General features: G+C 72.5%; 15 protein-coding genes. 4 read left to right on the top strand and 11 right to left on the bottom strand.

Features of this window, described 5'->3' with window-relative positions; all coding sequences use genetic code 11:
* Positions 1–23: 23 nt before the first annotated feature.
* Both purH and purN read right to left on the bottom strand, forming a co-directional pair.
* A complete protein-coding gene (gene purH, locus ACWGDB_RS40180) occupies positions 24–1,589 on the bottom strand; it encodes a bifunctional phosphoribosylaminoimidazolecarboxamide formyltransferase/IMP cyclohydrolase (protein WP_453827006.1) in 1,566 nt (521 codons plus the stop codon).
* Positions 1,586–2,371, bottom strand: a complete 786-nt coding sequence (gene purN, locus ACWGDB_RS40175; protein ID WP_453827005.1) for a phosphoribosylglycinamide formyltransferase — start codon at positions 2,369–2,371, stop codon at positions 1,586–1,588. The genes purH and purN overlap by 4 nt, the downstream gene beginning before the upstream one ends.
* Before the next feature lie 146 nt (positions 2,372–2,517).
* Here purN and ACWGDB_RS40170 point away from each other — a divergent pair, with 146 nt between their 5' ends.
* A complete protein-coding gene (locus ACWGDB_RS40170) occupies positions 2,518–3,309 on the top strand; it encodes a hypothetical protein (protein WP_453827004.1) in 792 nt (263 codons plus the stop codon).
* Positions 3,310–3,406: 97 nt separating this feature from the next.
* On the opposite strand, the gene ACWGDB_RS40165 is transcribed toward ACWGDB_RS40170, so the two are convergent.
* Together ACWGDB_RS40165 and ACWGDB_RS40160 are read right to left on the bottom strand one after the other, a co-directional pair.
* On the bottom strand, positions 3,407–3,538 hold the full coding sequence (locus ACWGDB_RS40165) for a hypothetical protein (RefSeq protein ID WP_453827003.1): 132 nt from the start codon (positions 3,536–3,538) through the stop codon (positions 3,407–3,409).
* A complete protein-coding gene (locus ACWGDB_RS40160; RefSeq protein ID WP_453827002.1) occupies positions 3,535–5,259 on the bottom strand; it encodes a cell division protein PerM in 1,725 nt (574 codons plus the stop codon). Before ACWGDB_RS40160 ends, ACWGDB_RS40165 begins: the two co-directional genes overlap by 4 nt.
* Positions 5,260–5,355: 96 nt before the next feature.
* Here ACWGDB_RS40160 and ACWGDB_RS40155 point away from each other — a divergent pair, with 96 nt between their 5' ends.
* Complete coding sequence (locus tag ACWGDB_RS40155) at positions 5,356–6,525, top strand: helix-turn-helix domain-containing protein (protein WP_453827001.1); 1,170 nt, start codon at positions 5,356–5,358, stop codon at positions 6,523–6,525.
* Between the two features lie 76 nt (positions 6,526–6,601).
* Here the strand turns inward: ACWGDB_RS40155 and sucD are convergent, their stop codons facing one another.
* From sucD to ACWGDB_RS40135, 4 genes are all read right to left on the bottom strand, one after another.
* Positions 6,602–7,486 (bottom strand): succinate--CoA ligase subunit alpha, encoded by an 885-nt coding sequence (gene sucD, locus ACWGDB_RS40150; protein ID WP_427840314.1) that lies wholly within the window; start codon positions 7,484–7,486, stop codon positions 6,602–6,604.
* Positions 7,487–7,513: 27 nt separating this feature from the next.
* A complete protein-coding gene (gene sucC, locus ACWGDB_RS40145) occupies positions 7,514–8,695 on the bottom strand; it encodes an ADP-forming succinate--CoA ligase subunit beta (RefSeq protein WP_383611816.1) in 1,182 nt (393 codons plus the stop codon).
* 467 nt (positions 8,696–9,162) lie between these two features.
* Positions 9,163–11,274 carry a hypothetical protein gene (locus ACWGDB_RS40140; RefSeq protein WP_453827000.1) on the bottom strand — a complete coding sequence of 704 codons (2,112 nt, stop codon included), beginning with the start codon at positions 11,272–11,274 and terminating at the stop codon, positions 9,163–9,165.
* 198 nt (positions 11,275–11,472) lie between these two features.
* Positions 11,473–12,189, bottom strand: coding sequence for a hypothetical protein (locus ACWGDB_RS40135; protein WP_453826999.1), 717 nt, complete (start codon positions 12,187–12,189; stop codon positions 11,473–11,475).
* A gap of 322 nt (positions 12,190–12,511) precedes the next feature.
* Here ACWGDB_RS40135 and ACWGDB_RS40130 point away from each other — a divergent pair, with 322 nt between their 5' ends.
* Positions 12,512–12,958: a hypothetical protein gene (locus ACWGDB_RS40130; protein WP_453826998.1), complete on the top strand. Its 447-nt coding sequence runs from the start codon at positions 12,512–12,514 to the stop codon at positions 12,956–12,958.
* 212 nt (positions 12,959–13,170) lie between these two features.
* Here the strand turns inward: ACWGDB_RS40130 and ACWGDB_RS40125 are convergent, their stop codons facing one another.
* The 3 genes from ACWGDB_RS40125 to ACWGDB_RS40115 form a co-directional block, all read right to left on the bottom strand.
* Positions 13,171–14,334 (bottom strand): VWA domain-containing protein, encoded by a 1,164-nt coding sequence (locus ACWGDB_RS40125; RefSeq protein ID WP_453826997.1) that lies wholly within the window; start codon positions 14,332–14,334, stop codon positions 13,171–13,173.
* 148 nt (positions 14,335–14,482) lie between these two features.
* Entirely contained in the window at positions 14,483–17,095 is a 2,613-nt protein-coding gene (locus ACWGDB_RS40120) for a DUF5682 family protein (RefSeq protein ID WP_453826996.1), read from the bottom strand.
* A gap of 287 nt (positions 17,096–17,382) precedes the next feature.
* Complete coding sequence (locus ACWGDB_RS40115) at positions 17,383–18,513, bottom strand: ATP-binding protein (protein WP_453826995.1); 1,131 nt, start codon at positions 18,511–18,513, stop codon at positions 17,383–17,385.
* Positions 18,514–18,679: 166 nt separating this feature from the next.
* Here ACWGDB_RS40115 and ACWGDB_RS40110 point away from each other — a divergent pair, with 166 nt between their 5' ends.
* Complete coding sequence (locus ACWGDB_RS40110) at positions 18,680–20,038, top strand: SWIM zinc finger family protein (protein WP_453826994.1); 1,359 nt, start codon at positions 18,680–18,682, stop codon at positions 20,036–20,038.
* Positions 20,039–20,134 lie beyond the last annotated feature (96 nt).

The following is a 20,134-nucleotide window of genomic DNA, read 5'->3' as shown; positions in this document are numbered from 1 at the left end:
GCCCGCCCCTCACCCCTGCCGGCTCAGTGGAAGAAGTGCCGCGTCCCCGTGAAGTACATCGTGATGCCGGCCTTCTGAGCGGCCTCGACGACGAGCTCGTCACGGACGGAACCGCCGGGCTGGACCACGGCCTTCACGCCAGCCTCGGTCAGGATCTCCAGGCCGTCGGGGAAGGGGAAGAACGCGTCGGACGCGGCGTACGCCCCCTGCGCGCGCTCGGCACCGGCCCGCTCGACGGCCAGCTTCGCGGAGTCGACGCGGTTGACCTGGCCCATGCCGACGCCGACCGAGGCGCCGTCCTTGGCGAGCAGGATCGCGTTGGACTTCACGGCCCGGCACGCCTTCCAGGCGAAGGCGAGCTCCGAGAGCTCCTCGGGGCTGAGCGCATCACCCGTCGCCAGCGTCCAGTTGGCCGGGTCGTCGCCTTCGGCCTGGAGGCGGTCGGTGACCTGGAGGAGGGCGCCGCCGTCGATGGGCTTGATCTCGACGGGGTTGCCGGGGCCCTCGGGGCAGCGCAGCACGCGGATGTTCTTCTTCTTGGCGAGGGCTTCGAGGGCGCCGTCCTCGTAGTCCGGCGCGACGATGACCTCGGTGAAGATCTCGGCGACCTGCTCCGCCATCTCCTTGCTGACCGGGCGGTTGACCGCGATCACGCCGCCGAACGCCGACAGCGGGTCACAGGCGTGGGCCTTGCGGTGCGCCTCGGCGACGTCCGCACCGACCGCGATGCCGCAGGGGTTGGCGTGCTTGATGATCGCGACGCAGGGCTCGGCGTGGTCGTACGCGGCACGGCGGGCGGCGTCCGTGTCCGTGTAGTTGTTGTACGACATCTCCTTGCCGTGGAGCTGCTCGGCCTTGGCCAGACCGGCGCCCGCGCCGTCCACGTACAGGGCGGCCGGCTGGTGCGGGTTCTCGCCGTAGCGGAGGGTGTTCTCGCGCTCCCAGGTGGCGCCGAGGAAGTCGGGGAACCGCGACTCGTCGACGGGGGCGTAGGAGGAGGCGAACCAGCTCGCCACCGCGACGTCGTACGCCGCCGTGTGCTGGAAGGCCTCGGCCGCGAGCCGCTTGCGGGTGGTGAGGTCGAAGCCACCGTCGCGGACGGCCGCGAGGACGTCGGCGTAGCGGTCCGGGCTGGTGACGACCGCGACCGACGGGTGGTTCTTGGCGGCGGCGCGGACCATCGACGGACCGCCGATGTCGATCTGCTCGACGCACTCGTCGGGGGTGGCGCCGGAGGCGACGGTCTCGCGGAACGGGTAGAGGTTGACGACGACCAGGTCGAACGGCTCGACGCCCAGCTCGGCGAGCTGCTCGCGGTGGCTGTCCAGGCGCAGGTCGGCGAGGATGCCCGCGTGCACGCGCGGGTGCAGCGTCTTGACGCGGCCGTCCAGGCACTCGGGGAAGCCGGTGAGTTCCTCGACCTTGGTGACCGGGACACCGGCCGCGGCGATCTTGGCGGCCGTGGAGCCGGTGGAGACGAGCTCGACGCCCGCCTCGTGCAGGCCGCGCGCGAGGTCTTCCAGACCGGTCTTGTCGTAGACGCTGACGAGCGCCCGTCGAATGGCCCGCTTGTTGCTCTCGGCGGTCACTGGATAACTACCTTTCGTCCCTCAATGCGATAGCCGTTGCGGGCGAGCCGCCCCACGACCTCGACGAGCAGCCTTCGCTCGACTTCCTTGATGCGCTCGTGCAGAGCGCTCTCGTCGTCCTCGTCCCGGATCTCGACCACGCCCTGCGCGATGATCGGCCCGGTGTCGACGCCGTCGTCGACGAAGTGGACGGTGCAGCCGGTGACCCTGGCGCCGTACGCGAGTGCGTCGCGGACGCCGTGGGCGCCGGGAAAACTGGGCAGGAGCGCGGGGTGGGTGTTGACGAACCGCCCGCCGAAGCGCGCGAGGAACTCCTTCCCCACGATCTTCATGAACCCGGCGGAGACGACGAGGTCGGGCTCGTAGGCGGATACGGCCTCGGCGAGCGCCGCGTCCCACTCCTCCCGGCTGCCGTGCTCCTTGACCTTCCGCACGAAGGTGGGCAGTCCCGCGCGCTCGGCCCGAGCGAGCCCCTCGATGTTCTCGCGGTCGGCGCCGACGGCCACGATCTCGGCGCCGTACGCCTCGGAACCGACGGCGGCGATCTCGTCGAGCAGCGCCTGCAGATTGGTGCCGGATCCGGAGACCAGCACGACGAGGCGCTTGGCCACGGGCTTGGCGGCCACGGCGGGGCCCTTTCTCGGGGGTGCGTTCTTCATGCGGCCGACGGCATGTAGGTTCGCGTCCGTACGTCTCACATCTGTGCGTTCATACGAATGCATCGCGCCCCTGGATACGGGGAAGTCTACGAAGCAGCCGACCGTCAGCAACGATACCGGCACACCGGAAGGCCCCCACGGGACGGGGGCGTGGCCGGAAGGTAGCGTCTGGGGCGAGCGGGCTCGGGAACGCGGTCGTCGTGTGGTGCGTTCTTTGTGTGACAGCTCAGAACAGCCAGCCTTATCACCTAGGGGAAGACGCTCACTTGATGCCGGACCGCAGTCTGCGACTCCTCACGTTCCCCCCGCACCCGGTGCAGGGAGGGGAGCACAGCGGCGTGCTGCTGCGGGAGCGCCCCACCTCACCGCCCGACGCGCCCTCGGGCGGACAGAACGGCGACGAGCGGGGCAGCGGCCAGGGACAGGACGACAACCCCTTCGCACCGCCGCCGGAGGGCACCCCGGACCGCCCGTGGCAGCCGCGCCGCCGCCCATCGGGGGAGGACGGCTCGCAGGACTCCGACGAGGGCAGAGGCCGCTCGCCGTGGGGCAACCAGTGGAGCGACCGCCAGCCCGGCCGCTCCCCAGACGGCTTCGGCGACAAATCCCGACGCGGCCAGGACGGCCCCGGCGGCCCGGGCACCGGCTCCGGCCCGCGCTGGGACCCGACCGACCCCGTCCAGCGCCGCGCCCGCTTCGCGCTGCTGTCCGGTATGTGGGCCTTCTTCTTCGCCCTCTTCAGCTGGCCGTACGTGGCCCTGCTCCTGGGCGCCCTGGCCCTCTACTGGGGCATCACCAGCCTCCGGGCCAAGCCCCGCACCCCCGACCCGAACACCCCGGCCACCCCGCGCCCCACCGGCCGCCCCCAGACCACAGCAGCGGTGAGCGGCCTGGTCACAGCCTCCCTCGCCATCGCAGTGGTCGCCGCCGGCTTCACGGCCCAGATGGTCTACAGCGACTACTACACCTGCACGAACGACGCCCTGACGACCGCGGCGAAGAAGGCGTGCAACGAGCATTTGCCGGAGGAGCTGCGGGGGGTTCTGGGAACGGGGGACTGAGGAGCGCGGGCGCGCTCCCCGCCGACGGCACTCCCCACCCAGCCGCTCGGGGCGACCCACGCGTGGCGGTGTGCTTCTCGGTGCCGGCCCAGGTATCTCAGCCGGTCCAGCGTTTGAGGACGAGGCCGTTCAGGCCGAAGCGGGGGTCTGGGGGCGGCAGCCCCCAGGGGCCGGGGTGGAAGGGGCGTCGCCCCTTCAAGGGCGGCGGGGGCGAGATCCGCTCCGTCACGGCGAAGCCCGTCCCTCCGGCGGATCCGACGCATCCTTCATCGCCGCCCAACGCGCCTCACGCGAGTCATCATCACCCCACGGCGAGGGCGCCGACTCCAGCTCAGGCTCAGGTGCAGGCTCACGCTCCGCCACCCCCGCAACCGGCACCTCCGCCGGCGAAAAGTCGTCCGGCTCGAACGTCGTGTCATGGTCATACGCCCCGTACGGCACCCCTTCCCCCTCACGCCCGTAAGCCCCGTCCTCGTCAGAAACAACCCCCCGACCCTCCTGGTCCTGCACCAACGCAGTGAACGGCCCTTCCTGCACGAAGGCCGCCCGCCCGGCCGCCTCCCCCGCCGCCTCCACCCGAGGCCGCCCGATCCGAGCCCCCTCGGTCTCACCAAGCAGCCCCGCCCGCCGCCCCCTGTGGCAGCGCCACCCCCGCACCACCACAGCCACCGGAACCGCCACCACCGAGACCCACCCCAACACCGCCGCCCCCACCTGCCACCACACCGGCCCGAACTCCGCGAGCGCCCCTCTCCCCAGCGGCCCACCCGACAGCGCGGCCAGCTCGGCGACCAGGACGCTGCAGAACACGGCGGCCAGCAGGGCAACCCCGGCGGTCCGCCCGGGCGCCCAGGCCACGGCCGACGCCTGCCCGCCCTCGGACCGAGCCCCGAACCCGCCGCCCCACCCCGCCGCAAACCACCCCACGACCACGCCCGCCGCAACCGGCACCACCGCGACCCCCCACTGCGCCGGCCCCCCGACGCCCGGGTCCGGCACCGCCGCCAGCAGCGGAAGCGGCGGCAGCAAGGGCGCCGGCGCCGAGGACAGCGGCCCCACCGCATGGCCCGCCCCGAGCACGAACCCCGGCCCGAGGGCATACGCCGCCGCCCACACCGCCGCGTTCGGCACGAGCGCCACGCACAGCAACAGCACCGCGAACCGCCCCGACCACCCTTCCGTCAGCTGCAGGAACGACCCTCGCGCCGCCGCGCCGTGCCACACCAGCGACCCGGCCACCAGCAACGCCCCACCCGCGACGAGCGCCGCCGCGCCGGCTCCGGCCGCCCGGGCCGCCGCACCGAGACGGGCGGGCGCCTCCGCCTCGGGAACCAGCCGCCGTACCCGCGTCGGCATCACGCCCAGCACACCGTGGGCCGCCTCGGGCCGCCGTTCGCACGCCGTCCACACGCCGACCCCCGCCGCTCCCATCGCGAGAAGGGGCACACACACCCCGGTCCACCACCACGAGGGCCGCAGCTCACCGCCCGCCGCGTACACCGCGGCCCCCACCCCGACCCCGAGGTACCCGAGCACGACCCCCGCCCACGCCGTACGGCCCGACACGAGCGGCGCCCCGTCACCGCCGTCCGCCGCCGCGTCCCGCGCCGCCCGGTACACCAGCCACACCGGCAGCATGAGCATCAGCAACGGCGTGACGCCCACCGGCGCGGGGAGACCGGAGAGGGTGTCGGTGCGGACCAGTTCGGCACCGTGCGCAAGCAGCCACAGGACGGCGGCGACCTGCAACGCACCTCCCGGTCCCTTGTCCGGGTACGGCGAACTGACCCACAGCACCATCACCACCACGGCGATCACACCGAGCCCAAGACCCGCCGCGACCGCGCCGCCCAGAAGGCTCGCGCCGAGTCCGGGGGTGCGGTACCGAAGCCGAGTGAGCAGGGACGACAGGGGCGTTCGACGAGCAGACATCTCGATCACGCCCGCCATGCTCCCAACGACACGCGCTTTCCCGTCGTAACAGGCGAACCTCCGAAGTGTCGCTCAATATACGTTTATGTACTTTTTCGCACGAAGGGGCGTACTGTGACGCAGCCCCCCGCATCCCCGCTTCCCCCGCCCAAGGAACGCCGACGCCTGCGCGAGGCCGCTTCATTGACGCAGGCTCAGGTCGCGGAACGGGTGGGCGTCAGCCGCGAGACAGTACGCGCCTGGGAGAGCGGCCGTACGACACCCCGCGGCCGGAGGAGGGACGCGTACGCGCACCTGCTCCGCTCGCTTGCGGAGAAGTCGGCGGAGAAGTCACCGGAGGAGACAGAGGCTCAGCACGCCATGGGAGGGCGCGCCATGACGGTAGGTCAGAGTGCCCGCGCACGCGCGGACAAAGCCGTACGGACTGCCGTACCGGCAGCAGATCCCACCGAGGCTGCGCCGCCCCCCGAAGCCCGGGCCGAACGCCCCCTCTCCCCCGCCCAGGCGTTCGACGCGCTCTACGCCTTCTGCGCCCCGGCCCTGGTGCGGCAGACCTACCTGCTCACCGGGCGCCGCGAACTCGCGCGCGAGTCGGTCGAGCGGGCCTTCGAACTCGCCTGGCAGCGCTGGCCCGAGGTGGCCTGCGACCCGGACCCGGCGGGCTGGGTGCGGGCGACGGCGTACGACTTCGCCCTCTCCCCCTGGCACCGGTTCCGCCCGCGCTACCGGCACCCCGAACCCCCACCGTCGAACGCGTCCGACCGCGCCCTGCTGAACGTACTCCTCGAACTCACCCCGCCCCAGCGCCGCACGCTGCTCCTGTACGACGGCGTCGGCCTCGACCTGCCCGAGACGGCGGCGGAGACGGAGGCCACCACACCGGCGACCGCGAACCGTCTCCTCAACGCCCGCGCCGCGGTCGCCGCCCGCATCCCGGACCTGTCCGACCCCACCGAACTCCACTACCGCCTGGAGGATCTGGCCTCCACGGAGCGCCTGCGAGCGGCCAAACCGGCGGTGGTACGCGACGGCAGTGAGCGCCGGGCCCGCTTCTGGACCCGCGCCGCGATCGCCTTCACCGTGGCCCTGATCGGCACGACGGCCCTGACCCTGCGCACGGCCCCGACCCGGTACGAGCCACCTGTGCCGCCGGGGGAGACGGTGCTCGGCGTACCGCCGCGAGTGGCCCCGGGTCCGCTGTCGGAGAAGGAGCAGAAGCTGCGCGCGAAGCTGCGGGCACAGATGCAGCACGGCCCGGAGAGACTCGCGCCGCAGGCAGAGTGAGCTGCGAAAACGCCGGTGGGCCCGCCCCCACGCAGGGAACGGGCCCACCGGATGGTGCGCTTGGCGCCGGTGAAGGTCAGCCGCCGAGGATCTCGCGAGCCAGCTTCGCCGTCTCGGTCGGCGTCTTGCCGACCTTGACGCCCGCGGCCTCCAGGGCCTCCTTCTTCGCCTGGGCGGTGCCGGACGAACCGGAGACGATGGCGCCGGCGTGGCCCATGGTCTTGCCCTCGGGCGCGGTGAAGCCCGCGACGTAGCCGACGACCGGCTTGGTCACGTTCTTCGCGATGAAGTCCGCGGCCCGCTCCTCGGCGTCGCCGCCGATCTCACCGATCATGACGATCAGGTCGGTGTCGGCGTCGGCTTCGAACGCGGCGAGCGCGTCGATGTGCGTGGTGCCGATGATCGGGTCGCCACCGATGCCGACGGCGGTCGAGAAGCCGATGTCACGCAGCTCGTACATCATCTGGTACGTCAGCGTGCCGGACTTCGAGACCAGGCCGATACGGCCCGGCTTGGTGATGTCGCCCGGGATGATGCCGACGTTCGACTGACCCGGGGTGATGATGCCGGGGCAGTTCGGGCCGATGATGCGGGTCTTGTTGCCCTTCTTGCCCGCGTACGCCCAGAAGTTCGCGGAGTCGTGCACCGCGATGCCCTCGGTGATCACGACGGCCAGGGGGATCTCGGCGTCGATGGCCTCGACGACCGCGTCCTTGGTGAACTTCTCCGGCACGAAGATGACGGAGACGTTGGCGCCGGTCTTCTCGATGGCCTCCTTGACGGTGCCGAAGACCGGTACCTCGGTGCCGTCGAAGTCCACGCTCTGACCCGCCTTGCGCGGGTTCACGCCGCCCACGACCTCGGTGCCGTCACCGAGCATGAGCTTGGTGTGCTTCATGCCCGTGGCGCCGGTCATGCCCTGGACGATGACCTTGCTGTCCTTGTTGAGCCAGATAGCCATGGTGTGTTGTGTCCTCGTCCTGAGTGCTTACTTGGCGGCGTGAGCCAGTTCGGCGGCCTTGTCGGCCGCGCCGTCCATGGTGTCGACGCGCTGGACCAGCGGGTGGTTGGCGTCGGTGAGGATCTGCCGGCCGAGCTCGGCGTTGTTGCCGTCGAGACGGACGACGAGCGGCTTCGAGACGTTCTCGCCGCGGTCCTCGAGGAGCTTCAGGGCCTGGACGATGCCGTTGGCGACCTCGTCACAGGCGGTGATGCCACCGAAGACGTTGACGAAGACGGACTTGACGTCCGGGTCGCCGAGGATGATCTCAAGACCGTTGGCCATGACCTGGGCGGAGGCGCCACCGCCGATGTCCAGGAAGTTGGCCGGCTTGACGTTGCCGTGGTTCTCACCGGCGTACGCGACGACGTCCAGGGTGCTCATGACGAGACCCGCGCCGTTGCCGATGATGCCGACCTCACCGTCGAGCTTGACGTAGTTGAGGTTCTTCTCCTTGGCAGCGGCCTCGAGCGGGTTGGCCGCGTCCTTGTCGTGGAGCTCCTCGTACTCGGGGTGGCGGAACTCGGCGTTCTCGTCGAGCGACACCTTGCCGTCGAGGGCGATGACCTCACCGGAGGCGACCTTCGCGAGCGGGTTGACCTCGACGAGGAGGGCGTCCGACTTGATGAAGGTGTCCCACAGCGTGATCAGGACGTTGACGACCTTGTCCGCGACCTCGGCCGGGAACTTGGCGGCCTCGACGATCTCGCGGGCCTTGGCCTCGTCCACGCCGTCGATGGCGTCGATGGCAATCTTGGCGACGGCCTCCGGGCGGGTGGCCGCCACCTCCTCGATCTCCATGCCGCCCTCGACGGAGGCGATGGAGAGGAAGGTGCGGTTGGCACGGTCGAGGAGGAAGGAGACGTAGTACTCCTCCAGGATCTCCGGGGCCGTCTCGGCGATCATCACCTTGTGGACCGTGTGGCCCTTGATGTCCATGCCGAGGATGTCCGTCGCGCGGGCGACGGCCTCGTCCGCGTTCGCGGCGAGCTTGACGCCACCGGCCTTGCCACGGCCGCCGACCTTCACCTGGGCCTTGACGACGGACTTGCCACCGAGACGCTCGGTGGCTGCGCGGGCCGCCTCAGGCGTGTCGATGACTTCACCGGCCAGCACCGGTACATCGTGCTTGGCGAAGAGGTCCCTCGCCTGGTACTCGAACAGGTCCACGCGCTTCCGTCCCTATCAGTGATCTCGCGGTTCGTTGGATGCGTGGGCGTGCCGCGAAGGGCAACGTGACGTCCGCTGTCACAAGGGAGGCGCACACGGTGTCCGAGCGCGCGGCATGTCCGTCTCGCAGGTTATCTCTGCTTGCAGGAGGCCCCTAAATCGAGGGTCACACCTGAGCGGTGATACCTGTCACATGATGCCGTGATCAGCGGGGATCACTGGCACGGCGTGCCGACTGTGAGGAGCACGGGCGGCGGACGGAAGGACCTCACCGGGTTGGGGTTGACCCGGTGAGGTCCCATGATTAGCCCGTAGGGGCACGTATGGGCCGCCCCTGTGGGCTCTGGGCGGGTGATCCCCACCCCAATGGGGATCACCCGGCCCGTCCGCGGGGTTCCGGTCGGCACAGCCGACGGCTTTCGGCCGGCCGGGCCGTCTGCCCCGCGGAGTCGGTGGGGAGCGATGCGTCAGATGCGGTACGCGCCGCCCTGGGGGAGGTCGTGCCGGGCCTCGTTCCGGAGATCGCGCTGGAGGTCCTGCGCGTATTCCGGCGTGACCGACCGGCCGACCTGCTGCACGCCGGCGCCGGCGTTGCCGGCCAGCGGGCCCGCCGAGTCGCGGACCGTGCCGGTCAGGTCCTCGGCGAATGGCACGGCCTGCCCGGCGACGCCGTGCACGAAGGGGTCTACCTCGCCGACGACACCGCCCGCGAAGGGGTGGACGTCGCCGACCACGCCGTACGCCAGCGTCGTGGCGCTGCCGCCGACGCCCCGCACGACCGGCTGGACGGTGTCCACGACCGTGTCGACGACGGGCCGCACGGCACCGGTGACGCCGTACGCGAACGGCGGCACCTCCTGCGTGACGCCCTCGGCGAGGGGCACGGCCTGCCCGGCGACGCCGTGCACGAGCGGGTCGACCCCGCCGACGACACCGCCCGCGAACGGCCGGACCTCTCCGACCACGCCGTACGCCAGCCCGCCCGCATCCGCGACGGCCTGCCCCGCGACCGGCACGACACCGTGCACGGCGGTGTCGGCGACGGGCGGCAGGACCGCACCGGTGACGTCCGTGGTGACCTGGCCGACGAGACCGGTGGCGTACGGGGGTACGTCCGTGGCGGCACCCCGCACGACCGGCTGCACGTCGGCGACTGCGCCGGAGGCGATGGGCCGGACGTCGCCGACCGTGCCGTGGGCGAGGTGCTGGACGTCTCCGAGCGCGCCGTGGGCCGTCGGCTGCACGCCCTGGACGACCCCGCCGACGACCGGATGGACCCCCTGGACGGCATCGGCGGCAACCGGCTGGACGCCCGCGACGGCCTGCCCGGCCACGGGCCGCACGTCGGCGACGACGCCGTACGCCAGCGCCGTCGCGGCGTCGACCGTGTGCCCGGCGGTCCGGTCGACCCCGGCCACGGCGCCGTGGGCGACCGGGACGGTGCCGTCCACCGCCTGCCCGACGACCGGCCGCACGCCTGTCACCGCACCGCCGGCCACCGACTGGACGCTGTCCACCGCGTTCGTGGCGACCGGCGTCACCCCGGCCACGGTGTGCGTGGCGGCGGGGACGACGCCGGAGACGGCGTGCTCGGCGGTCGGGACGACGCCCTCGACCGCCTGACCGGCGACGGGCAGTACGCCGTTCACGGCCTGGGTCGCGATCGGCGGGACGACCGCGTCGGCGGTCTGCGCGACGACCGGGGTGACCGTGCCGGGGACGGCGCTGACCGTGCCGACGACCCGCTGCTCGACACCGCCGACCGTGCCGCCGACCGTCCCGGTGACGTGGCCCGGCACGGCGGCGACGGAGGCCTCGGCGGCCCCCTTGACGACGGTGGCCTTGCCGGTGGCGGTGGCCTGCGCGGCCGTCGTCGTCCCCTTGGCCCTGCGCTGGACCTCGGTTGCGGTGGCCTGGGCTACGCCTTGCGTGCCCCTCAGCTTCGTCTGGGTGGCGGCGAGGGCCTGCTCCAGCTCGGGGGCGAAGGCGGCGAGGGGGCCGAAGAGGTAGTCGATGGTGCCGGGGGCGTCGGGCGTGCCGGGGAGCTGCGGGGCGCCCTGGGATGCGTTCCTGACGTCGGTGACGGCAGCGGCGGCGCTCGCGGAGACGTGTGCCTCGGCCTGCGCGGCATCCTGCGCTGCCGCCTTGTCCGCGCGGGCGGCCTTGGCGCCGTGGATGACCTCGGCGGCGCTCCGTGCCTTGGCCTTCGTGGCGGTGGTGACCCTGGTTTCCTGGGCGGCCGCCGGGGCCGAGACGTCGGCGTCGACGTGACGGCGCGCCTGCTCGGCGCCGCCCGTGTTCGCGGGCGCGGTCCTGGCGGTCTCGGTGACCGTGCCGGTGGCGCCGTCGGTGACGGTGTTCGTCACGTCGGAGACGACACCGTCGACTGTGTCGGTGACCGCACCGAGCAGCCCGGGGGCGCCGGCGCTGTCTGCGGCCTCAGTCGCGTCGGTGGTCGTGTCCGGTACGGAGAGAGTGGGGGCGTGCAGCTCGTCCGCGCTGGCGGCGGCCGAACCGAGCGCCCACGCACCGGTGACACCGGCGGCTATGACGATCGAACGGCGAATGTTCTTGTTCATACGTGCGTCGGATCCCTAGATCTTGGGCTCCGAAGGCCCGGGAGGATCGGAGAGCCGAGGAACTCCGGGGCTTCGGACGGTTTGGGGACATTGCGGCACCGGCCGGCTCCGGTCGCTGATCCGGGAAGTTGAGGACCAGCGGTACCGGCTACGGCTCCGGCGGCTTCCGTCAAGGGCGGGGAAGGCCGGCCTACTGTCCTAAGCGGGGGAAACCGGAATGTCCCGGTGCCTGTCCTGGATCTCGTCCGCCTCGACGCGGGCGGCAGCGCCGGGCACCAACCGCAGCGGCGCCCGCCCGTTCAACGAGACGGCGTGCGCGTCCCCGTGCCGCGACGAGTTGTTGTCCCCCGCCGAACGGTTCCCCAGCACACCACCCGGGTGATCGACCGGCGCCTGAGGAACGGGGGCGTAACGGGAAGGCGCGGTCGTGCGCGCACCGCCGGACGTCGAGGCATGGGACGCGGCGACATCAGCGACGAACCGGGGGCCGTAGTCGACGACGACCGCTTCCCTGCCGGTACGCCCCTTGTCGCCCGGTCCGCCAACGGCCGCGGGCACCTCGGCGACCGGGTGGGCCGTCTCAGCGCCGGGCCCGGGCAACGTCTGCCCGGGCAGGGCGGGGAGACCTGGGAAGCCTGGGACGTCGGGGAAGCCGGGAAGGTCGTCGCCGGGAAGCTCCGGGAGCGGGAACCCGGGGTATTCCAGCCCCGGCCGGCTGGGCCAACTCGGCCATGCCGGCGACGCGGGCGCCGTCGGTACAGCGGGCAGCGACGGCAGCGCGGGCAGTGCCGGGAGCGGCGCCGACGGCGGCACCTGTGCCTGCACCTCGGCCAACCCGCCGGTCACCGACTCGACCACGTCCCCGACCGGCGCGACGACGCGATGACCCACGCCCTGGATGACACGCCCGGTCACGGGGCGGAGGACCTGGTCGTCGGTCGGGTGCGGGATCGCGGCGGCGTTACCGACACCGCCCTGGCCGTCGGGAGCCTGGCCGGAGGGCGGCGGGGTGCCGGGAGCCCGGTCACCCTGAGCGGGGTCACCCTGAGCGGGGTCACCAGGAGCCGGTGCGCCGGGAGTCGGAGCGTGGGGCGCCGGGGCACCGGAAGCGGAGGCTCCGGCAGCCGGAGCATGAGGCGCCGGACCACTGGCAGCCGGCTGCGAAGTTGGGGAGAACGGCGAAGTCGCCTGAGGATGCGGACTTGCCGGAGGCTCCGGCGCCGCCGGGTCGGCCGCAGTGCGCGCTCCCGCGTCCGTCAGGTCGCTCACCAACCGCTCGACCGCGCTCCCGGCCGACGTCCCGATCCCCTCACCCTCCGGCGCCGAAGCCGTGGCCCCGACGACGGCGGAGGGCGCCGAGCCCGCCGCCGAAGCCGTGGCCCCGACGACGGCGGAGGGCGCCGAGCCCGAGGACGACGAGGTGGCCGTCCCCGCCGAAACCCCGTCGGCCGCATACGCCCGTTCTCCGCAGAGGAGCCCGATCGCGAGCACGCCGCCCACCAGCAGAGCCAGCTGCAGCGCACGCCACCGAGCCGCAGTGCGCAGGACACGCAGAGCGGCACCGGGCAACGTGGCCGGCCAAGTCAAGACGGGGAGTCCTCCCGTGCGGCGGAACGAAGTACGCGTGATGAGCAGCGAGTCGATGCGGCGCGGTACGGACGAGCGGAGCGCGGCGCACCGCTGAACAGGCGTCCGATACTCGCACGGTCCTCCCGATGTTGCGCAAGTCCTCCGCTACCGATGCACCTCATGTCCCTTTTGCTGACTCAAGTCGGGCGTCACCAGGTCGACAAATCGCCAGCCATTCCGGGCTATTCGACCCTCTCCGCCGTGTTCTCGGGCCCCTCCTCACCCTCTCCTCTCAGCCCCTCCCCTCGCCCGCTCTTCCCGTCCCCCTCACACCATGTCCGGCACCGGTATCGGTCGCTTCTCGATGGCCGCCGCCATCACCTCCGGGAACAGGTCGGGCGTGCAGGCGAAGGCCGGTGCGCCCAGTGCCGCGAGCGCGGCCGCGTGTTCCCGGTCGTACGCCGGAGCCCCCTCGTCCGACAACGCCAGCAGCGCCACGAACTGCACCCCCGAGGCCTTCATCGCGGCCACCCGCTTGAGCATCTCGTCCCGTATACCGCCCTCGTAAAGGTCGCTGATCAGCACGACCACCGTCTCCGCGGGCCGGGTGATCTGCGACTGGCAGTACGCGAGCGCCCTGTTGATGTCCGTGCCGCCACCGAGCTGCGTGCCGAACAGGACGTCGACGGGGTCGTCGAGCTGGTCGGTGAGGTCGACGACGGAGGTGTCGAAGACGACGAGCCGCGTGTTGATGGACCGCATGGACGCCAGCACGGCCCCGAACACCGACGCGTACACCACCGACGCCGCCATCGACCCCGACTGGTCGATGCAGAGAACGACCTCCTTCTTCACGGACTGCGACGCCCGCCCGTACCCGATGAGCCGCTCCGGCACGATCGTCCGGTACTCCGGGAGGTAGTGCTTGAGGTTGGCCGCGATCGTGCGGTTCCAGTCGATGTCGTGGTGGCGCGGCCGGTTGATGCGGGCACTGCGGTCCAGAGCGCCGGTGAGGGTGGCCCGCGTGCGGGTGGCGAGTCGCTTCTCCAGGTCCTCGACGACCTTGCGCACGACGGCCCGTGCCGTCTCCTTCGTGGTCTCCGGCATCGCCCTGTTGAGCGAGAGCAACGTGCCGACGAGGTGCACGTCCGCCTCCACCGCCTCCAGCATCTCCGGCTCCAGCAGCAGAGTGGACAGCCCGAGCCGGTCGATGGCGTCCCGCTGCATGACCTGTACGACGGAGGACGGGAAGTACGTCCGGATGTCCCCGAGCCACCGCGCCACGGACGGCACCGACGCCCCGAGTCCCGCCGAACGGTCCCTCCCCGCCGACGACTTGTCCCCCTTGCCGTAGAGAGCGGTGAGCGCCCCGTCCATCGCGGCGTCCTTCCCGGAGAGCGCGCACCCGGTGCCGTCGGCGTCGTCCCCGCCCAGCACCATGCGCCACCGCCGCAGCCGCTCCCGGGCCGGATCCATCGCCTCGGTCGTCATCGGCACGCTCCCTCACGAGGCCGCTCCCACAGCGGCATCACCAGCACGGTCGTAGTCGTGCGCCGCCCCTGCGCCGCAAACCCGTGCGGCGGCACGACGGCGCCCATCGCTCCGGCGCGCTCCCTCGGTTCCGTCACTCCGCCAGTCGTCATCCCGTAGCCCCCACCAGCTTGTTCGCGCCGACGTCGCCCTCGGCGTCCTCTTCCGCCCGATCCAGTCCCAGCAGCAACCGCACCACCGGCACCACGGCATCCGCTCGCTCGACATCGAGCTCGGCGCCGAAGCCGGGTATGGCGGACCCGCCGGCCTGCCTGCTCCCCCGTTCTCCCGGCCCCCGCCGGACCAGCTCACCCAGGGTTCGCCGCACCCCGGCCTCATATGCCGAGAACGTCCGCCTCAGCAACGGCAGTACGTCCGTGAACGACTCCGCCGACACCCCCGTCAGCCACGTATCGACCAGCCCGAGCAGCCGCTCGTCGTGGACCAGCAGCATCCCGCCGCCGGAACCACCTCCCACGAACCCCTCGATCCACGCGGCCGCGTCCCCCGGCGGCGTCCCCGGCGACAACGCGAGCCCCATCAGCCGCGCCGCTTCCTCCTGCACCAACTCCCCGTCATCCAGGAGCAGCCGCACGGCACGCCCCCTGATGACGCCGGGCACGGTGTCCCGCACCGACAGGACCCGAAGCACACCGTGCCAACGGTTGCGCAGGTCGCCGTGTCCCAGCGCGGCAGAGTGGCCCGGAGTGGTACCGGGCCCGACCGCGGCGTCCTCGCCCTCGCCCCGCGACGCCACCGCGTCGCCCAACAACCCCACCGCTCCATGCACCACGTCCACGTGGCGCCGCATCTCCTCGGCGGCATCCGCGTCCAGCGCGGCACAGGCCGGGGGCAGGCCGACGAAGATGCGCTCGGCGAGGCCCGCGGCGACCTCTGTGAGCGCTCTGGTGTCCGTGCCCCGCACATCGCCGTACCGCAGCGACCGCACCAGCGCGGGCAGCGCCTGGGCGAGATGGCCGACGTCGGCGTCGAGAGCCGCCCGATCGGCCAGGATCCGCATCACCACAGGCAGTGCGTCCGGCAGTTCGGCCAGCAGGCAGCGCTCGGCGAGTGCGGTGACGTCGGCGAGCCCCTGCGCGGCGACTGCATCCGCCTCCGCCTTGGCGGTGGCCGCCGCGAACACGGTGGTCCCCCACACCCCCGCCTCCGCGATCCGCACGGACAGCTCGGGCTCCCACCGCAGCCGCCACGTCTCCCGGAACGTCCCCGTACTCCCCCGCGACGCGACCGGCTCGCCCCACTCCACACCGAGGAGCCTCAGCCGGTGGAGCAGCCTGCTGCGCTCGGCGTCGTTCTCCTTGCGCAGGTCGAGCTCCAACTCCCTTTCCAGCGCCTCCGGTTTGAGCCGCAGCCGCCGCTGCATCCGGTCGAGGTCCCGCTGCAACGGCACCGTCGGCGCCGACCGCGGCACCTCCCCCAGCACATCCCCCACGACCAGCCGGTCGCGCACCAACGCGAGCGGCACGTCCGAGCCCTCGCACATCACCGCCCGCACCGCGTCGGTCATCTCGCCCAGTCCCGGCAACGGGCGTCCGCGCATCGCCGCCAGCGTCTCCGCCAGTCGCACGGCCTCGATGACGTGCGCCGAGGACACGATCTGGTCCTCGTCCCGGAGCAGCCCGGCCACCTTGGTCATCCACCGCTCGACCGGCCGGTCCGGCGCGCCGAAAAGATGCCCGTACCACCCCGGAGAGTCGATCCCCGCCCCGTACCCACTGGCCCGGGCCAACCTCCGGTTCGTCCACGGCACCCAGGTCATATCGGTCTTGACCTTGGGCAGCCCCTTCAGCAGCGCCTTGTCGGCGGCCACGGTGCTCTTCTGCCGCAGCGCGGGTACATGCCACGCCCCGCAGACCACGGCCACATCGTCCGCGAACTCCCGCTGCGCTGCTCGTACTTGGAGCCGCATATACGCCTCCCGCACAAGGTCCCGCTCATGCCCCCCGCTCCCGTACGCCTCTCGCAACGCCCCCATGGCCTCCTCGAGCCCGAGAAACGGCGCGAACGCATCCCCGTCTCCCACCCCCCGGTGCTCGACGACGTCCTCCCACCAGCGCTCGGGATCGTCGTAACCAGCGGCATCGGCGAGCACGGCGAGGGGGTCGACCCGGACATCGGCACTGGAGCCGGGGCCGGGGCCAGTACCGTCGGCGCCGGAGCCAGGGCCGACGACGAGAACGGCGCCGCTCCCGTCGGCCTGCTCCCCGTCAGGCTCATCGGCCCCCCGGTCGGCCGGCGCGGGTGCCGAGCCCGCTTGGTCGTCGGCCGATACCAGCCCACCGTCCTTGTCGGCGGGCGTCGGCCCCCCGACCTCATCGACACCCGCCGACTCCTCATCCCTCCCCCACGCCAACGTGTGCGTGGCCGGCAAGTCGATGAAGCGGGCCGGCACCTGGTGCTCCAAGGCCCAGCGGATCGCGACCCACTCCGGGGAGAACTCGGCCATCGGCCAGAAGGCCGAGCGGCCGGGCTCGTCCACGGCGTGGGCGAGGAGGGCGACCGGCGGTCGCATGTCCTCGTCACCGGCGAGCGCGATCAGGGCATCGGCCTCCGGTGGCCCTTCGATCAGCACGACCCGGGGCTGCGCCGCGTCCAGCGCCGCCCGCACCGTCCGCGCCGACCCGGGCCCGTGGTGCCGCACGCCGAGCAGCAGCGGCCAGACACCCCGCCCCTCGCCACCGGACCTGTCCACGCCAGTCACACCGTCCCCCTCGGTCCCCAACTGTCCGACACTGCCGCCGCCAGCACCGCCGCGCCCGCCGACCGCCCGTCCGCGTTCAGCTCCCGACGCATCTCGTCACCCCTCACAGCACCATCCCCGTCTCCTGCACAGCCGCCGGACGACGCCGAGAACCGCACCCTCCCCGCCCCACCCGCCGGACCACCGCCTGGCGCCACCCCGGCCACCCCCATCCCCCTAACACGCCGCCACGGACCCGCCCGACTTGGACCCACCGCTCGGGCGACCCCACCCAAGGTCGTCCTCGTTCACACGCTCACCTCCCGGCACGCCCGGTAGAAGTCCGTCCAGCCGTCCCGCTCACGCACGACCGCCTCCAGGTACTCCTGCCAGACGACCCTGTCGGCCGCCGGGTCGCGGACAACGGCGCCGAGGATGCCCGCGGCGACATCGCCGGAGCGCAGCACTCCGTCACCGAAGTGGGCGGCCAGGGCGAGGCCGTTGGTGACGACGGAGATCGCCTCGGCCGTCGACAGCGTGCCGCTCGGTGACTTCAGCTTCGTGCGACCGTCGGCGGTCACCCCGTCGCGCAGCTCGCGGAAGACGGTCACGACACGGCGGATCTCGTCGATGCCGTCGGGAGCGGCCGGCAGATCGAGCGAGCGGCCGATCTGGTCGACGCGCCGGGAGACGATGTCCACCTCGGCCTCGACGCTCTCCGGCAGCGGCAGCACGACCGTGTTGAAACGGCGGCGCAGAGCGCTGGACAGGTCGTTGACCCCGCGGTCGCGGTCGTTGGCCGTGGCGATGAGGTTGAAGCCGCGGACCGCCTGCACCTCCTGCCCCAACTCCGGTATCGGTAGCGTCTTCTCCGACAGGATCGTGATCAGGGTGTCCTGCACGTCCGCCGGAATACGGGTCAGCTCCTCGACGCGCGCAGTCATCCCCTCCGCCATGGCCCGCATGACGGGGCTGGGCACGAGGGCGTCACGGCTCGGCCCGTGCGCGAGCAGTTGCGCGTAGTTCCAGCCGTAGCGGATCGCTTCCTCCGGCGTGCCCGCCGTGCCCTGAACCAGCAGCGTCGAGTCGCCGCTGACCGCCGCGGCGAGATGCTCGGAGACCCACGTCTTCGCGGTGCCGGGCACGCCGAGCAGGAGCAGGGCGCGGTCCGTCGCGAGCGTGGTGACGGCGACCTCGACGATGCGGCGCGGGCCCACGTACTTAGGTGTGATCACCGTGCCGTCCGGCAGCGTGCCGCCGAGCAGATAGGTGGCCACCGCCCACGGCGACAGTTTCCAGCGGGTCGGTCGCGGGCGATCGTCCTGCTCGGCCAGCGCGGCGAGTTCATGGGCGAAGGCGTTCTCGGCGTGCGGTCGCAACACCTCGGCCGCTTCCGTCTTCCCCGCTTCGACGGAATTCGGTTCTACGGAAACAGTCATGGCAAAGTCCCCCTCCAGCTCGGCCGGTTCAGCCGTTTCGGATCTGGCATCCACGTTGCACCACGCCACTGACAACGCGTTCCGACCTGCGCAAACGCACCCGCAGGGCCGCTCGCGGGTCGTTCGCCCCGGCCGATTGTCAGTGGTGGGATCTACCTTCGATGGCATGACTCAGCAGGGGGTGCGCTGGACCGCGGACCAGGTGCTGGCACTGGCACCTGACGCGGCATCACGCAAAGCGGGAAGCAAACTCGGCGCGGCAGGGCCGTGGTCCGAGGCGGGGAGTTCCGACGAGGGGACGGTGTGGGGGCTGTGCAAGGGCAGTGGCAGCAAGCCGTATCAGACGGTCATCGACATCGCGGACGCGTCCGGGCCCGCGTACAAGTGCAGTTGTCCGAGCCGGAAGTTCCCGTGCAAGCACGCGCTCGGGCTGCTGCTGCTCTGGGCGGGCGGAGAAGGTGCGGTGCCGCCGGCGCAGCAGCCGCCGGACTGGGCGGAGGAATGGACAAAGGGGAGAAGGCAGCGCGCGGACGAGAAGCGGACGGCGGGCGCCTCCGGTTCCTCGACGGCGTCCGCTGATCCGGAGGCGGCGCGGCGTCGTGCGGAGCGCCGGGCCGTGCGCGTCACGGCAGGGGTGACGGAGCTGGAACAGCGCCTGGCGGACCTGCTGCGCGGAGGCCTGGCCGGTGCGGAACAGGCGGGGTACGGGATGTGGGAGGAGACAGCGGCCCGCATGGTCGACGCGCAGGCTCCCGGACTGGCCGCGCGGGTAAGGGAACTGGGTGCGATCCCGGCGTCGGGCCCCGGCTGGCCGGTGCGCCTGCTGGAGGAGTGCGCGCTTCTCCACCTCCTCGACCAGGGCTGGCTGCGCCGAGAGCGGCTGCCCGACGCCCTGGGGGACACGGTCCGCTCCCGCATCGGCCTGCCCGGCTCGGCGGACGGCCCGCCCGTCCGTGACCGCTGGCTGGTCCTCGCCCAGTACGACACGGCGGACACGAAGCTGACGACGCGCCGGATATGGCTGCACGGTGCCGAGTCGGGCCGCACGGCTTTGCTCCTCTCCTATGGCGCCGCCGGCCGCGCCCCGGAGCTTGCGCTGCCGGTGGGGCTGGCCCTGGAGGCGGAGGTGTCGGCGTACCCGGGTGCCGGGCAGCTGCGGGCGGCCCTGGGCGAGCAGTTCGCACCGCCCTCGCCGGCAGCAATACGGCCGCCGGGCGTGACGACGACCGAGGCGACCGCCCGTTACGGCGCGGCGCTCCGTGACGACCCCTGGCTGGACTCCGTCCCGGTGACCTTGGACCGGGTCGTACCGACCCCGGACGGCGGCTCGTGGCAACTGGCCGACGCCGACAAGGACTCGGCCCTGCCACTCACCCCGGCCGCCCGTGCCCGTCCGGGATTCTGGCGCCTGGTCGCTCTGTCGGGCGGCGCGCCGGTCAAGGTGTTCGGCGAGTGCGGCCACCGCGGCTTCACCCCTCTGACGGCCTGGCCGGAGGGGCAGGGAGAGGCGGTGCAGCTGTGCTGAGCGGCACCGGATCCGCCCACCCACCCCAGCCCCAGCCCCAGCCCCAGCCCCAGCCCCAGCCCCAGCCCCAGCCCCAGCGGCATCCGACCCCAAGGC

The sequence above is a fragment of the Streptomyces sp. NPDC055013 genome (genome assembly GCF_053608645.1).
This window is presented reverse-complemented; position numbering and strand designations above follow the sequence as displayed.